The 13,908-nt window shown below is 70.6% G+C and carries 17 protein-coding genes; 12 read left to right on the plus strand and 5 right to left on the minus strand.

From position 1 onward, the window contains the following. Positions 1 to 242 precede the first annotated feature (242 nt). The 4 genes from ybaK to ABZS64_RS37820 all read right to left on the minus strand — a co-directional run bounded on the left by ybaK (position 243) and on the right by ABZS64_RS37820 (position 4,241). On the minus strand, positions 243 to 746 hold the full coding sequence (ybaK, locus tag ABZS64_RS37805) for a Cys-tRNA(Pro) deacylase (RefSeq protein ID WP_355839527.1): 504 nt from the start codon (positions 744 to 746) through the stop codon (positions 243 to 245). Positions 747 to 761: 15 nt separating this feature from the next. Then, positions 762 to 1,502 (minus strand): LON peptidase substrate-binding domain-containing protein, encoded by a 741-nt coding sequence (locus ABZS64_RS37810; RefSeq protein ID WP_355839529.1) that lies wholly within the window; start codon positions 1,500 to 1,502, stop codon positions 762 to 764. 11 nt (positions 1,503 to 1,513) lie between these two features. Next, positions 1,514 to 2,536, minus strand: coding sequence for a hypothetical protein (locus tag ABZS64_RS37815; RefSeq protein ID WP_355839531.1), 1,023 nt, complete (start codon positions 2,534 to 2,536; stop codon positions 1,514 to 1,516). A 103-nt stretch (positions 2,537 to 2,639) separates the two neighbouring features. Further along, a complete protein-coding gene (locus ABZS64_RS37820) occupies positions 2,640 to 4,241 on the minus strand; it encodes an oxidoreductase (protein WP_355839533.1) in 1,602 nt (533 codons plus the stop codon). 149 nt (positions 4,242 to 4,390) lie between these two features. Between ABZS64_RS37820 and hisD the strand changes: the two genes are divergently transcribed. The 8 genes from hisD to hisF are packed head-to-tail and all read left to right on the plus strand — an operon-like array spanning position 4,391 to position 10,088. Next, positions 4,391 to 5,713, plus strand: a complete 1,323-nt coding sequence (hisD, locus tag ABZS64_RS37825) for a histidinol dehydrogenase (protein WP_355839535.1) — start codon at positions 4,391 to 4,393, stop codon at positions 5,711 to 5,713. Further along, on the plus strand, positions 5,710 to 6,816 hold the full coding sequence (locus ABZS64_RS37830; RefSeq protein WP_355839537.1) for a histidinol-phosphate transaminase: 1,107 nt from the start codon (positions 5,710 to 5,712) through the stop codon (positions 6,814 to 6,816). The genes hisD and ABZS64_RS37830 overlap by 4 nt, the downstream gene beginning before the upstream one ends. After that, positions 6,813 to 7,406: an imidazoleglycerol-phosphate dehydratase HisB gene (hisB, locus tag ABZS64_RS37835; RefSeq protein WP_142216534.1), complete on the plus strand. Its 594-nt coding sequence runs from the start codon at positions 6,813 to 6,815 to the stop codon at positions 7,404 to 7,406. Before ABZS64_RS37830 ends, hisB begins: the two co-directional genes overlap by 4 nt. 4 nt (positions 7,407 to 7,410) lie before the next feature. Continuing rightward, positions 7,411 to 7,578 (plus strand): hypothetical protein, encoded by a 168-nt coding sequence (locus ABZS64_RS37840; protein WP_175258652.1) that lies wholly within the window; start codon positions 7,411 to 7,413, stop codon positions 7,576 to 7,578. Beyond that, positions 7,575 to 8,216 (plus strand): imidazole glycerol phosphate synthase subunit HisH, encoded by a 642-nt coding sequence (gene hisH / locus ABZS64_RS37845; RefSeq protein ID WP_355839540.1) that lies wholly within the window; start codon positions 7,575 to 7,577, stop codon positions 8,214 to 8,216. The genes ABZS64_RS37840 and hisH overlap by 4 nt, the downstream gene beginning before the upstream one ends. After that, positions 8,216 to 8,941 carry a bifunctional 1-(5-phosphoribosyl)-5-((5-phosphoribosylamino)methylideneamino)imidazole-4-carboxamide isomerase/phosphoribosylanthranilate isomerase PriA gene (priA, locus tag ABZS64_RS37850; RefSeq protein WP_355839542.1) on the plus strand — a complete coding sequence of 242 codons (726 nt, stop codon included), beginning with the start codon at positions 8,216 to 8,218 and terminating at the stop codon, positions 8,939 to 8,941. Before hisH ends, priA begins: the two co-directional genes overlap by 1 nt. Then, entirely contained in the window at positions 8,938 to 9,336 is a 399-nt protein-coding gene (locus tag ABZS64_RS37855) for a RidA family protein (RefSeq protein WP_355839544.1), read from the plus strand. The genes priA and ABZS64_RS37855 overlap by 4 nt, the downstream gene beginning before the upstream one ends. Then, a complete protein-coding gene (gene hisF / locus ABZS64_RS37860) occupies positions 9,333 to 10,088 on the plus strand; it encodes an imidazole glycerol phosphate synthase subunit HisF (protein WP_355839546.1) in 756 nt (251 codons plus the stop codon). The genes ABZS64_RS37855 and hisF overlap by 4 nt, the downstream gene beginning before the upstream one ends. 46 nt (positions 10,089 to 10,134) lie before the next feature. On the opposite strand, the gene ABZS64_RS37865 is transcribed toward hisF, so the two are convergent. After that, complete coding sequence (locus tag ABZS64_RS37865; protein ID WP_355839548.1) at positions 10,135 to 10,770, minus strand: TIGR03085 family metal-binding protein; 636 nt, start codon at positions 10,768 to 10,770, stop codon at positions 10,135 to 10,137. Positions 10,771 to 10,854: 84 nt separating this feature from the next. Here ABZS64_RS37865 and hisI point away from each other — a divergent pair, with 84 nt between their 5' ends. From hisI to ABZS64_RS37885, 4 genes are all read left to right on the plus strand, one after another. Next, positions 10,855 to 11,217 carry a phosphoribosyl-AMP cyclohydrolase gene (gene hisI, locus ABZS64_RS37870; RefSeq protein WP_355839550.1) on the plus strand — a complete coding sequence of 121 codons (363 nt, stop codon included), beginning with the start codon at positions 10,855 to 10,857 and terminating at the stop codon, positions 11,215 to 11,217. Between the two features lie 11 nt (positions 11,218 to 11,228). Then, a complete protein-coding gene (locus ABZS64_RS37875) occupies positions 11,229 to 12,713 on the plus strand; it encodes an anthranilate synthase component I (protein ID WP_355839552.1) in 1,485 nt (494 codons plus the stop codon). 17 nt (positions 12,714 to 12,730) lie between these two features. Continuing rightward, positions 12,731 to 13,378: a TIGR02234 family membrane protein gene (locus ABZS64_RS37880; RefSeq protein ID WP_355839554.1), complete on the plus strand. Its 648-nt coding sequence runs from the start codon at positions 12,731 to 12,733 to the stop codon at positions 13,376 to 13,378. 110 nt (positions 13,379 to 13,488) lie between these two features. Continuing rightward, a complete protein-coding gene (locus ABZS64_RS37885; RefSeq protein WP_355839556.1) occupies positions 13,489 to 13,761 on the plus strand; it encodes an HGxxPAAW family protein in 273 nt (90 codons plus the stop codon). The last annotated feature ends 147 nt before the right edge of the window (positions 13,762 to 13,908 follow it).

The following is a 13,908-nucleotide window of genomic DNA, read 5'->3' on the forward strand; positions in this document are numbered from 1 at the left end:
GCCGCATATCCAGCCCCGCCGGCGTTTGAGGCGCGGGTCTGGGGCGGAGCCCCAGTTCGGGAAGGGGCGGGTAGGGGAACAAGCCCGCCGCAGGCGCGTCGTTACGCCGGCCGGCGGCCGTGGTTGGCTCGGTGCTTTCGGATGCGCCACTTCCGCTTGCGGGTGCGTTTGGACATGCCGTGTCCTCATTCCCGTAGGGCGTCCCTACGGTCGTAGCCGAGGACACCCGCCCCGTCGAGCCCCTACGCCCGCCCGATCGGAGCCAGCACCGCCGCCGTCAGCGAAGCCAGGTCCGACGGGGACAGTTCGACCTCCAGGCCGCGGCGCCCCGCCGAGACGCAGATCGTGGCGTGGGCCGACGCCGACGCGTCGAGTACCGTGCGGAGGCGTTTGCGCTGGCCCAAGGGGGAGATGCCGCCGCGGACATAGCCCGTCGTGCGTTCCGCCGCTGCCGGGTCGGCCATCGTCGCGCGCTTCGCGCCCACCGCCGCGGCCAGTGCCTTGAGGTCCAGCTGGCCCGCCACCGGGACGACCGCCACCGTCAGTTCGCCGTCGACGTCCGCGACCAGGGTCTTGAAGACCCGGTCGGGGGAGACGCCGAGCGCCTCGGCCGCCTCTTCGCCGTACGACGCCGACGCCGGGTCATGGTCGTAGGCGTGCACCGTGAAGGCCGTACCCGCCGCGGCAAGGGCGACCGTCGCGGGCGTACCGCCGGACGCGGCCGACTTCTTGGGCTTCTTCGCCACGGAGGGGGGCTCCTGTCAGTTGGGGCTCGTCGGCGCCCGGGTCAGGTCGACGGCGGGCAGCGACGGCAGATGGCGGATCACCGCGGTCTCCGAGCGCAGCAGCGTCAGTTCCTCCCGCAGCCGGGTCGCCGTGTCGGGCGCTTGCAGGAGGCGCTGTTTCGCCGGGGTGTCCAGCACAGCCGCCGCCGCCACCAGATACGACACCACCGACGGCTCGTCCGGCAGGTCCGCACCCGTGGACAGCGAGCGCTCCCGCGCGCCCGCAAGCCGCTTCTGGTAGCTGCGGAAGGCACGCAGCACGCCCTCGGCCAGTGCCCCCGCGCCGTCCCCGGACTCCTCCGGGATCTCCTCGAGTTCGGCCGTCAGATACGGGCCGCTCGCGTCGACGGAGATGAGCTTGACCCGGGTCGTGCCCGTGGCCAGCACCTCGAAGCTGCCGTCATCGCGCTCGCGGATCGTCGCCGCGTCCGCGATGCAGCCGACCCGGTGGAAGGCCTGGATCGGGTCGTCGCCGAAGCCCGCCGCGGGACCGCGTTCGGGCAGCGCGGTTGGGTCGGGCATGCCGGGCGAGGTCGGCGCGACCTCGCGGCCGTCGCGGATGGCGACCACGGCGAAGCGGCGCGGTTCGGAGTCGTCCGTCTTCAACAGCTCGCGCATCATGGCGCGATAACGCTCCTCGAACACGTTCAAGGGCAGGACGAGGCCCGGGAACAGTACCGAGTTCAGCGGGAAGAGAGACAGACGTGCGGTGGTCACAACGCTCAAGCCTAATGGCCCAGAGACCTGCTTCGTCCGGCCCTTGGGCGCAGAGGTGTCATCGAGGCGATCTCGAGCCGTACACCGTCCCGTGCCTCAAGGAACTGACCCAGCGGATCATCGGTCACCGACGTCCACGGAAAGGACGTCGCATGCGGCCCGATCAGCCGGAACTGCTCCAGCGCTTCCGCCCAGCGCCCCCGCCCCACCAGCACGTACGCCAGGAGGTTGCGCACCTCGGCCGGCCAGGGATCCCCGGCCGCGTAGTCCGCGGAGAGCGTGATCGCCAGGTCCGCCGCCGCGTCGATCCGGTCGTCCTGCACGGACGTGGTGTCCCCGCTGAGCAACTGTGCGAACGCCGCGCGCACCGGAAGCGCCTGCACGAGCGAGCCCGGCAACGCGTCCGCCGCCGCCTGCTCGGCGAAGTCGAAGCACTCGCGGTGCGAGCCGTACCACTGTGCGGACAGATACTGCAGGGCCGCGACATGACAGCCGTAGTGGTGCGAGGAACGGCGGATCGCCTCTGCCCACAGCGTCTCGAAGTCCGTGTGCGTGGCATGGGTGCCGCGCGCGTGGTCGAGCGAGATCCGCCACGGCACCGGGTCGTTCGGATCGCCGTCCGCCGCCGCGTCGATCAGCGGCCCCACCTCACGCAGCCGCTCGGCCCTGGCCGGTGACTCCCAGGCCCTGCGGACGGCGAGTTCGGCCTTGACGACGAGCGCGTCGGGGTCGCGCGGCGCGGCGGCGAGCCAGGTGGTGAGCCACTCCTCGCGGTTGTGCGCGAACGCGGCGAGCCGCATCACGTACCGGTCGCGGTTCTCCCATTCGGCTGATTCACGTGTGGTCGCCAGCAGTTTGGCGGCCGGTTCGTACTCACCGAGCGCCGCCGCGACGAGTGCCGGGCTCAGCCGCTCGTCGGGGGCGTCGAGCAGCACCGTCTCGTCGGGCGCCAGGCCGTCGGCGAGCTGCGGCGTATGACGGATCATGCGCACGGTGCGAATCAGGGCACGGAGCAATGACATGGTGCGGACCATTGAAAACTGCAGGTCAGGAGGCGCGCCAGAGCCCAGCTGTGAAGAGTTCGTAGCGGCCGAATGGTTGTCCTGGCGAAAGCCAAGAGAGCGTAAAGAAAGTGGCTCAGCCGCGTCGCAGTAGGCGGGATGCACCCGCCGCGACCGTCGTCGCCAGAATCCAGCCGAGCAGGATCAGCGCCGTCGATGCCCATTGCCAGGGGCCGTCAACTCTCCAATAGCTGTCCTGGCCGAGATCGATCACCGGCAGCAGGAGGTCCAGAGCATAGAGCGCGGCGTTCCACTGCGGATGCTCGTCCACCTTCAGCGGCGACGGATCCACCTGCGCGAAGGCCACCGCTCCCGCCGCCCACAGCACGGCCATCCACAGGGCCGCCCGGCCGGGGCGGTAGCCGTACGCCACGGTCCAGTCCTGCAGATAGCCCCAGAGTTTCGCGGCCAGCGGCAGCGTCTCCCGGCGGCGGCGCTGTTTGGCGAGCAGCACCTCGCGGGCGTCCGAGTCCTCGCCGCTGTTGCGCAGCACGGTCGCGAGACGTTCGTACGGCTCCGGGGAGTACTCCGGGGTCGCCGAAGCCACCCACTCCAGGCGTCGGCTGAGCGGGAACTCCTCGTACGGAACGAGGTTCTCGTAGACGAATCCGCCCATGGCGAGTCCGCCGGGCCCCGGCCAGCTCGTCGCCAGGTCGATCAGCGTCACGATCTTCGCGCCGTTCAGCACGACGCGCCCCTCCTCCGGGCGCTCCGCGTTGAAGCGCAGCTCCGGAGTGGCGATCCTGCGCAGCGACAGCTCCTCGCGCGCGTTCAGTACGAAACGGGCCCGGTGCAGATCAACCGCGTCACCGAAGCGCCCGTCGTCGAGGCGGACCCCGCCGTGGCACTGGAAGGGCTGCAGCCGGGTGCCGCGCGCGGGCGTGCCGGCACTGCCGATGCCGAAGGGGGGAGTGGCGCCCTGGTTGCCCGTGGACTCGCTCACCCACGCGCCCGTCAGATAGAGCGTCCGCTCAACGCTCAGCTGCGGGGCGTTGAGCGCGCGCCGCTCACCGGCCGCCCGCAGCCGGCTGCCGCGCAGCGAGAGCGAGACCCCGACCTTCGCACCGCGCAGACTGAACTCGCCGTACGTCTCGATCAGTTCCGCCTGTAAATCCTGCGCGACCGACATGCCGTCGGCGGTGATCGCCCGGCCCCTGCGGTCCGGCCGGACATGGATCTGGTTGATCAGCAGATCGGTGCCGATCTGCGCGTCGGTCAGCCGTATGCCGTGCTCGACCCGGCAGCGGGGCAGATGCAGATCACCTTCGGTGCGCAGCCGGGCCGCCTCGATCCGCGGGATCGCACAGCCGACCATGCGGACCGTGGTGAAGTGCGCCTCGGGCATCAGTACTTCGCTGTCGAAACGGCAGCCGTTCAGCTCGACGTACGGCGCGATGCTGCCGCCCGCGAGCTTGAGAGTGCCGGTGATCTGGACGCCGCGGAGCTTGAGCGCGGCGACCCGGCCGGGCCGCGCGGACGGTCCGCTGAGCAGCAGCCGGGCGACGATGGTCGCGCGGACGCTGCGTTCGGTGCCCCAGGGGCGGGGCGAGAAGGGATCGTTCAGCAGGGGGTTGGGATCGCTCAGGTCGTACGTACTCCCGCTCCTGAAGGCGTTCCACATGTGCAGTTCGGTCCGGCTCAGTCCGTCCGGAGGCCCGTCGTCCAGCGGCTCGGTCAATGCCGCTCCTCCGCTTCCTTGGTTCGTACAGCTGTTCTTCCCGCTGAGTAACGGACTGAACGCTAGTGGTCATGGTCATGTTGTGGGGCCCATATCAGCCAGTGATACGGGCGACCACCTGCCGATTCCGGTCTGAGAGAATTGGTTCCGTGATCTCACGAATCGATCTGCGCGGCGACGCCCTCCCCGAGGGTGGCGCTCTGCGCGACCTGCTGCCCCGTGCCGAGTTCGACGTGGAAGCCGCCCTGGAGAAGGTGCGGCCCATCTGCGAGGACGTGCATCATCGGGGCACGGCGGCGCTGATCGAGTACGCGGAGAAGTTCGACGGTGTGAAGCTGGAGCGTGTACGGGTGCCCGCGGAGGCGCTCGGCGAGGCCCTGGAGCAGCTCGACCCCGAGGTCAGGGCCGCTCTGGAGGAGTCGATCAGGCGCGCCAGGATCGTGCATCGCGCGCAGCGCCGCGGCGAGCACACCACCCAGGTCGTCCCCGGCGGCACCGTCACCGAGAAGTGGGTCCCGGTCGAGCGCGTCGGTCTGTACGCGCCGGGCGGCCGCTCCGTCTATCCCTCCTCCGTGATCATGAACGTGGTGCCCGCGCAGGAGGCGGGCGTCGAGTCGCTCGCGCTCGCCTCGCCGCCGCAAAGAGAGTTCGGGGGTCTTCCGCACCCCACGATCCTGGCCGCGTGCGCGCTGCTCGGCGTCGACGAGGTGTACGCCGCGGGTGGCGCCCAGGCCGTCGCGATGTTCGCGTACGGAACCGAGGACTGCCTTCCGGCGAACATGGTGACCGGCCCCGGCAATATCTGGGTCGCCGCCGCAAAGCGGTACTTCACGGGACGTATCGGCATCGACGCCGAGGCCGGTCCGACCGAGATCGCGATCCTCGCCGACGACAGCGCCGACCCGGTGCACGTCGCAGCCGACCTGATCAGCCAGGCCGAGCACGACCCGATGGCCGCCGCCGTGCTGGTCACCGACTCCGTCGAGCTCGCGGACGCGGTCGAGAAGGAGCTGGAGCCGCAGGTCGCGGCCACCAAGCACATCGAGGACCGGATCGTCCCCGCACTGAGCGGCAAGCAGTCCGCGATCGTCCTGGTCGACGGCGTCGACGAGGGCCTGCGGGTCGTCAACGCGTACGGCGCCGAGCACCTGGAGATCCAGACCGCCGACGCCGCCGCGGTCGTGGCGAGGGTCCGCAACGCCGGAGCGATCTTCGTCGGCCCCTGGTCGCCGGTCTCGCTCGGCGACTACTGCGCGGGCTCGAACCACGTCCTGCCGACCGGCGGCTGCGCCTGCCACTCCTCCGGCCTGTCCGTCCAGTCCTTCCTGCGCGGCATCCACATCGTGGACTACACGCGAGACGCGCTCGCCGAGGTCACCCACCACGTGGTGACGCTCGCCGAGGCCGAGGACCTGCCCGCGCACGGCGCCGCGATGAAGGCGCGCTTCGCATGGAAGGTGCCGAAGGCATGACCGGCATCGACGACCTGCCCATCAGGGACGAACTGCGCGGCAAGTCCCCTTACGGCGCGCCCCAGTTGGACGTCCCCGTACAGCTGAACACCAACGAGAACCCCTACCCGCTGCCCGAGCCACTGGTCCGGCGCATCGCCGAGCGGGTCACCGAGGCCGCCCGCGGGCTCAACCGCTACCCGGACCGGGACGCGGTCGAGCTCCGTACCGAGCTGGCCGCGTATCTGACCCGGACCGGCAAGCACCGCGTCGGCGCCGAGAACGTCTGGGCGGCCAACGGATCCAACGAGGTCATCCAGCAGCTGCTGCAGACCTTCGGCGGCCCGGGCCGTACCGCGATCGGCTTCGAGCCCTCGTATTCCATGCACGGGCTGATCGCGCGCGGGACCGGCACCGGCTGGATCTCGGGACCGCGCAACGACGACTTCACGATCGATCTCCCCGCCGCCGAGCGGGCGATCGCCGAGAACCGGCCCGACGTCGTCTTCATCACCTCGCCCAACAACCCCACCGGCACCGCGGTCGAGGCCCGGACGGTCCTCGCGCTGTACGAGGCCGCGCAGGCCGCCAAGCCCTCGCTCGTGGTCATCGACGAGGCGTACGTCGAATTCAGCCACCGCGACTCGCTGCTCCCGCTGATCGAGGGCAGGCCGAATCTCGTCGTCTCGCGCACCATGTCCAAGGCCTTCGGCGCGGCCGGTCTGCGCCTGGGCTATCTGGCCGCGCACCCCGCCGTGGTCGACGCCGTCCAGCTGGTGCGCCTGCCGTACCACCTGTCCGCCGTCACCCAGGCCACCGCGCTCGCCGCGCTGGAGCACACCGATACGCTGCTCGGGTATGTCGAGCAGCTGAAGACCGAGCGGGACCGCCTGGTCACCGAGCTGCGCGCGATCGGCTGGGAGGTCACCGAATCGGACGCCAACTTCGTCCAGTTCGGCCGCTTCGACGACGCGCACACCGCCTGGCAGAAGATCCTCGACCGGGGTGTCCTGGTCCGTGACAACGGAGTGCCCGGGTGGCTGCGCGTCACCGCAGGCACCCCGTCCGAGAACGACGCGTTCCTCGACGCGGTTCGTGAGCTGAAGAAGGAGTACGACGCATGAGCCGCGTTGGCCGTGTCGAACGCACCACCAAGGAGACGTCCGTCGTCGTCGAGATCGACCTCGACGGTCACGGAAAGGTCGACGTGTCGACCGGGGTCGGCTTCTACGACCACATGCTCGACCAGCTCGGCCGCCACGGCCTGTTCGACCTCACCGTGAAGACCGAGGGCGATCTGCACATCGACTCGCACCACACCATCGAGGACACCGCCCTCGCCTTGGGCGCCGCCTTCAAGCAGGCGCTCGGGGACAAGGTGGGGATCTACCGCTTCGGCAACTGCACGGTGCCGCTGGACGAGTCCCTCGCCCAGGTCACGGTCGACCTCTCGGGCCGCCCGTACCTCGTGCACACCGAGCCCGAGAACATGGCGCCCATGATCGGCTCGTACGACACCACGATGACCCGGCACATCCTGGAGTCCTTCGTGGCGCAGGCGCAGATCGCCCTGCACGTCCACGTTCCGTACGGACGCAATGCGCACCACATCGTGGAGTGCCAGTTCAAGGCACTGGCCCGCGCTCTGCGGTACGCCTCCGAGCGCGACCCGCGCGCCGCCGGCATCCTCCCCTCCACGAAGGGCGCGCTCTAACCCCATGACCGGCCTCTCCACCATCCTCATCGTCGTCGGGCTCTTCCTCGCCGGCGGCGTGTACTCCTTCTCCAAGCAGAAGATGCCCATGGGCCTGATCGTGCTCCTCGGCATCGGCTCGGTGATGTGTCTGGTCGCCGGCGTCCTGCGGATTCAGGGGATCTGGGAATGACCGCGAGCAAGAAAGTCGTCGTCTTCGACTACGGATTCGGCAATGTCCGCTCCGCCGAGCGGGCGCTGGCCCGCGTCGGCGCGGACGTCGAGATCACCCGTGACTTCGACAAGGCAATGAACGCCGACGGGCTGCTCGTGCCCGGCGTCGGCGCCTTCTCCGCCTGCATGGAGGGCCTGAAGAAGGCCCGCGGCGAGTGGATCGTCGGCCGCAGGCTTTCGGGCGGCCGCCCGGTCATGGGGATCTGCGTCGGTATGCAGATCCTTTTCGCGCGCGGCATCGAGCACGGCGTCGAGACCGAGGGCCTCGACGAGTGGCCCGGCACGGTCGGCCCGCTCAAGGCCCCGATCGTCCCTCACATGGGCTGGAACACCGTCGAAGCGCCCGCCGACAGCCAGCTCTTCAAGGGTGTCGACCCCGACGAACGGTTCTACTTCGTGCACTCCTACGCCGTGCACGACTGGGAGCTCGACGTCACCAACCCCGCCATCCGCGCGCCCCAGGTCACCTGGGCCACCCACGGCGAGCGCTTTGTCGCCGCCGTGGAGAACAGCGCGCTGTGGGCGACGCAGTTCCACCCCGAGAAGTCCGGCGACGCCGGCGCCCAGCTGCTGACCAACTGGATTGAGACGCTGTAATGCCGAAGCTTGAACTCCTTCCCGCAGTCGACGTCCGCGACGGACAGGCCGTCCGCCTCGTCCATGGCGAGTCCGGTTCGGAGACCTCGTACGGCTCCCCCCTCGAAGCCGCTCTCGCCTGGCAGCGCGCAGGCGCCGAGTGGCTGCATCTCGTCGACCTGGACGCCGCCTTCGGCACCGGCGACAACCGGGCCCTGATCGCCGAGGTCGCCGGGGCGATGGACATCAAGGTCGAGCTGTCGGGCGGCATCCGCGACGACGCCTCGCTCGCGGCCGCGCTGGCCACCGGCTGCACCCGGGTCAACCTGGGCACGGCCGCGCTGGAGACCCCCGAGTGGGTCGCCAAGGTCATCGCCGAGCACGGTGACAAGATCGCGGTCGGCCTGGACGTGCGCGGTACGACGCTGCGCGGCCGCGGCTGGACCCGCGACGGCGGCGATCTGTACGAGACGCTCGCCCGGCTCGACTCCGAGGGCTGCGCCCGCTACGTCGTCACCGACATCGCCAAGGACGGCACTCTCCAGGGCCCCAACCTGGAGTTGCTGCGCAACGTCTGCGCGGTCACCGACAAGCCCGTCGTCGCCTCCGGCGGTGTCTCCTCGCTCGACGATCTGCGCGCCATCGCCGGTCTCGTCCCCGAGGGCGTCGAGGGCGCGATCGTCGGAAAGGCGCTGTACGCCAAGGCGTTCACCCTCGAAGAAGCCCTCGCGGCGGTGGCGGAATGACCGGCGCCGTGCGCCGTGTCGCATCCAACGGCCCGTGGGAGGAGGCCTTCGGCTACTCCCGGGCCGTGGAACTGCCCAACGGCCTTGTCCTGGTGTCCGGTTGCACCTCCGTGGTCGACGGCGTGGTCCTCGACGGCGATCCGTACGACCAGACGATCACCGCATTCGGTGTGGCCGTCGACGCGCTGAAGGACCTCGGTCTCGACCGCGAGCATGTGGTGCGCACGCGGATGTACATCACCCACGCCCGGGACGTGGACGAGGTCGGCCGTGCTCATCGGGAGCTGTTCGGCTCGGTCCGCCCCGCGGCGTCGATGCTCATCGTCTCCGGCTTCGTCGACCCCCGGCTGGTCGTCGAGGTCGAGGTCGAGGCGTACCGAGGAGGTGCCGCATGACACTCGCGGTCCGAGTCATTCCCTGCCTGGACGTGGACAACGGCCGGGTCGTCAAGGGCGTCAACTTCCGGAATCTGCGCGACGCGGGCGACCCCGTCGAGATGGCCAGGCTGTACGACGCCGAGGGCGCCGACGAACTGACCTTCCTCGACATCACCGCGTCCTCCGGCAACCGTGAGACGACGTACGACGTGGTGCGCCGCACCGCCGAGCAGGTCTTCATCCCGCTGACCGTGGGCGGCGGGGTGCGCAGCGCCGACGATGTGGACAAGCTGCTGCGCGCGGGCGCCGACAAGGTGGGCGTGAACACCGCGGCGATCGCCCGCCCCGAGCTGATCCGCGAGATCGCCGAGCGCTTCGGCCGGCAGGTGCTGGTGCTGTCGGTCGACGCGCGGCGCACGCCCGAGGGCACCTTCGAGGTCACCACGCACGGCGGCCGCAAGGGCACCGGCATCGACGCCGTCGAATGGGCACACCGGGCCGCCGAGTTGGGCGCGGGCGAGATCCTGCTCAACTCGATGGACGCCGACGGCACCAAGGACGGCTACGACACCGAGATGATCGCGGCGGTGCGCAAGCACGTCACGGTCCCGGTCATCGCGAGCGGCGGCGCGGGCAGGCTGGCGGACTTCCCCCCGGCGATCGCGGCGGGCGCGGACGCGGTCCTCGCGGCCTCGGTCTTCCACTTCGGCGATCTGCGAATCTCGCAGGTCAAGGACACTCTCCGGGAAGCAGGGCACCCGGTGCGCTGACGGGCGGCAGGGCCTCACGCCCCGCCGCGCGCCCACGGTGAGCCGACTACATCCCGAACGGCTTGACCTCGTGCAGCCGGGCGATCGCGTCCTTGTCGCCCTCCAGCTCCACCTGCGCCGTGTCCTGCCGTCCGAACGCGAACAGCGTCAGCTCGCTGGGCTCCCCGGTCGCCGTCACCACCGGGGTGCCCCGCTGGGCGACCGCGGTCTGCCCGTCCCTACGGCGCAGCACCAGGCCCACCGGCGACTTCCGGCCCAGCAGGCGGGCCCCCTTCTCCAGACGTGACCACAGAGCGTTCTCGAACACCTGGTCGAGCTGGCGCGGTGTCCAGTCGGGCTGCGCCCGCCGCACATCCTCGGTGTGGACGAAGAATTCGACGGTGTTCGCCGCCTCGTCCAGCTGCTTGATGCCGTACGGGGACATCCGCGGCGGTCCCGTACGGATGAGCTGGATCAGCTCCTCGTACGGCTTCGCGGCGAACTCCGCCTGCACCCGTTCGAGGCGGGGCTTGAGTGCGCTGATCAGAATCCCGCCCGCGGCGTCTGCCCGCCGCTCGCGCACCACCACATGGGCGGCCAGATCCCTGGTCTTCCAGCCCTCGCACAGGGTCGGGGCCTCGGGGCCCGCCGATTCCAACAGGTCGGCGAGCAGAAGTCGTTCACGCTTGGCATGGGTCGACATGTCCGCCAGCGTACGGCGGCGGCGCCGGGTCCGCCCAGTGGACGCACCGCCCGTCCCGCCCCAGGAGCACGGCACAATGGCCGTATGACCAGCAGTGTCCCCGCAAGCTCCCTCGATCCCGCCGTCGCCGCCCGCCTCAGGCGCACCGCCGACGGCTTGGTTCCGGCCATCGCCCAGCAGTACGACACCGGTGAGGTGCTGATGCTCGGCTGGATGGACGACGAGGCGCTGCATCGCACCCTGACCACGGGCCGCTGCACCTACTGGTCCCGCAGCCGCCAGGAGTACTGGGTCAAGGGCGACACCTCCGGCCATGTCCAGCAGGTCAAGTCCGTCGCCCTCGACTGCGACGCCGACACGATCCTCGTCAAGGTCGACCAGGTGGGCGCCGCCTGCCACACAGGGGCCCGCACCTGCTTCGACGCCGACGTACTTCTGGACAAGTAGGGTCGGGCGCCATGGATCTCGAGACCTTCCGCAAGCTGGCCGCGGACCGCCGTGTCATCCCCGTCAGCCGCCGCCTCCTCGCGGACGGCGACACCCCGGTCGGGCTCTACCGCAAGCTCGCCGCCGAGCGGCCCGGCACGTTTCTCCTCGAGTCCGCCGAGAACGGCCGCACCTGGTCGCGCTACTCCTTCATCGGCGTACGCTCCTCCGCGACCCTCACCGAACGTGACGGCTCCACCCACTGGCTCGGCACCCCGCCGGTCGGCGTCCCCGTCGACGGCGACCCGCTGCAGGCCCTGCGCACCACCGTCGAGACGCTGCACACCCCCCGTGACCTGGCATCCGGCATGCCGCCCTTCACCGGCGGCATGGTCGGCTATCTCGGATACGACATCGTCCGCAGGCTGGAGAAGATCGGCCCCGGCGAGCGCGACGACCTGAAGCTCCCCGAGCTGACCATGCTGCTGACGAGCGACCTGGCGGTGCTCGACCACTGGGACGGCACCGTCCTGCTGATCGCCAACGCCATCAACCACAACGACCTCGACACCGGCGTCGACGAGGCATACGCGGACGCCGTCGCGCGCCTCGACGCCATGGAGGACGACCTCACCCGGCCGCTGGCCTCCGCGCCCGCCGCGATGCCGCCCTCCGAACTGCCCGAGTTCACCGTGCCGTGGGGCGGCAAGGACTACCAGGACGCCGTCGAGGACATCAAGGAGCGCATCCGGGCCGGTGAGGCCTTCCAGGTCGTGCCCTCCCAGCGCTTCGAAACCCCGTGCAGCGCAAGCGCGTTGGACGTCTACCGAGTACTACGGGCCACCAACCCCAGCCCGTACATGTACCTCTTCCGCTTCGACGGCTTCGATGTCGTCGGCTCCAGCCCCGAGGCCCTGGTCAAGGTCGAGGACGGGCATGCCATGGTCCACCCGATCGCCGGGACCCGGCCGCGCGGCACTACCCCGCAGGAGGACCAGGCGCTCGCCGACGAGCTGATGGCCGACCCCAAGGAGCGCGCGGAGCATCTGATGCTCGTCGACCTGGGCCGCAACGACCTGGGCCGGGTCTGCGAGCCCGGCAGCGTCGAGGTCGTCGACTTCATGACGATCGAGCGGTACTCCCACGTCATGCACATCGTCTCGACCGTGACCGGCCGGGTCGCCGAAGGCCATACCGCCTTCGACGTGCTCACCGCCTGTTTCCCGGCGGGCACACTCTCCGGCGCTCCCAAGCCCCGCGCGATGCAGATCATCGACGAGCTGGAGCCCTCGCGGCGCGGACTGTACGGCGGCTGCGTCGGCTATCTCGACTTCGCGGGCGACTCCGACACCGCGATCGCCATTCGCACCGCGCTGCTCCGCGACGGCACGGCATTCGTGCAGGCCGGAGCCGGTGTGGTGGCGGACTCGGACCCGGTGGGCGAGGACACCGAGTGCCGCAACAAGGCGGCCGCGGTGCTCCGCGCCGTACACACGGCGAACCGCCTCAACAGCTGAACGGGCGGTAAGGGATAGTGGGGTATGTGACTGCTGTACCCGTACCCCAGCCCCGCGCCGAAGCAGCGTCCGCAGCCGACAGCAGTCGGCGCAGCCTCGCCGCGGCCCTGTTCTTCGGCGCTGTCGGCGCCACCGTCGTGCTGCTCTCCTCCGGCCGGATCTGGGCCGAGGGCACGGCCGCCGTCGGCGGCGGCACCCTGCCGCTCAACGCCGAAGGCAGCGATGTCACCGGCGTCCCGACGGCGCTCGCCATCGTCGGCCTGGCCGCCCTCGTAGCCGTCTTCGCGGTCCGTCGCGCCGGGCGGGTGCTGGTGGCCGCCCTGCTCGCCCTCAGCGGCGCGGGCGCGGCGCTCGCCGCCTTCCTCGGGGCCTCCGACAGCGCTGCCCTCGACGAGAAGGCGGCGAAGACCACGGGCGACGCGGCCGCCACGGTCGACGCCCTCACGCACACCGTCTGGCCCCATGTGACCGTTGCGGGCAGCCTGCTGCTTCTGATCGCGGGCCTGCTCGCGCTGCGGTACGGCAAGCAGTGGCCGGCGATGTCCGGCCGCTACGAGCGCGACGGCACCCCACGGCCCCGCAAGGCCGCGGTCGTCGACCCGGACCGTCCCGAGGACCTGTGGAAGGCCCTCGACCGCGGCGAGGACCCGACACGAGAAGCGTGAGCCACCCCACGTCATCGCATGCCACGGCATACGGGACAATGAGAGTTGAGCCTCTGGCTCACCACAGCGCAACAGGTCACCCCAGAGCATCAGCAACGAGGAGCAAACTCATGGCGGGCAGCAGCCACGGACACACCCCGGCCGCCTGGACCGGTGTCACCATCTCCTTCATCGGCTTCTGCATCGCAGGCGTCTTCATGGTGGCGGCCTATCCGCTCGGCTTCTGGGGTGGCATCGCCGTCGTCCTCCTCGGCGGCGTCGTCGGTGGCGCCATGAAGGCCGCCGGTCTGGGCCTGCCCAAGGAGAACGAGGTCCAGGTGCAGGCCCGGACGCAGGCGGCCACGGCCACCGCGCAGCCTGCCGCCGCGCAGACCTCCGCCTGAGGCCCACGCACCACAGCTGTACGAGAAAGGCGGGGCCCCGCCCCCCCCCCGCGGCGCCCGTCCCGACCTACCGGGCCAATCACGGGGGGGGGGCCCAGGCGTGCCCCCCCTACACAGCAGGAGCCCCACCAGGACCCCGCCCCCCCC

Source organism: Streptomyces sp. NPDC005408, from assembly GCF_040606445.1.
GTDB lineage: Bacteria > Actinomycetota > Actinomycetes > Streptomycetales > Streptomycetaceae > Streptomyces.

Bases quoted from the DNA above. Each gene is read 5' to 3' on its own strand.
- ABZS64_RS37815 (WP_355839531.1), bottom strand. From the start codon at position 2,536: ATGGTCCGCACCATGTCATTGCTCCGTGCCCTGATTCGCACCGTGCGC.
- ABZS64_RS37830 (WP_355839537.1), top strand. From the start codon at position 5,710: ATGACCGGCATCGACGACCTGCCCATCAGGGACGAACTGCGCGGCAAG.
- hisB (WP_142216534.1), top strand. From the start codon at position 6,813: ATGAGCCGCGTTGGCCGTGTCGAACGCACCACCAAGGAGACGTCCGTC.
- ABZS64_RS37840 (WP_175258652.1), top strand. From the start codon at position 7,411: ATGACCGGCCTCTCCACCATCCTCATCGTCGTCGGGCTCTTCCTCGCC.
- hisH (WP_355839540.1), top strand. From the start codon at position 7,575: ATGACCGCGAGCAAGAAAGTCGTCGTCTTCGACTACGGATTCGGCAAT.
- priA (WP_355839542.1), top strand. From the start codon at position 8,216: ATGCCGAAGCTTGAACTCCTTCCCGCAGTCGACGTCCGCGACGGACAG.
- ABZS64_RS37855 (WP_355839544.1), top strand. From the start codon at position 8,938: ATGACCGGCGCCGTGCGCCGTGTCGCATCCAACGGCCCGTGGGAGGAG.
- hisF (WP_355839546.1), top strand. From the start codon at position 9,333: ATGACACTCGCGGTCCGAGTCATTCCCTGCCTGGACGTGGACAACGGC.
- ABZS64_RS37865 (WP_355839548.1), bottom strand. From the start codon at position 10,770: ATGTCGACCCATGCCAAGCGTGAACGACTTCTGCTCGCCGACCTGTTG.
- hisI (WP_355839550.1), top strand. From the start codon at position 10,855: ATGACCAGCAGTGTCCCCGCAAGCTCCCTCGATCCCGCCGTCGCCGCC.
- ABZS64_RS37875 (WP_355839552.1), top strand. From the start codon at position 11,229: ATGGATCTCGAGACCTTCCGCAAGCTGGCCGCGGACCGCCGTGTCATC.
- ABZS64_RS37885 (WP_355839556.1), top strand. From the start codon at position 13,489: ATGGCGGGCAGCAGCCACGGACACACCCCGGCCGCCTGGACCGGTGTC.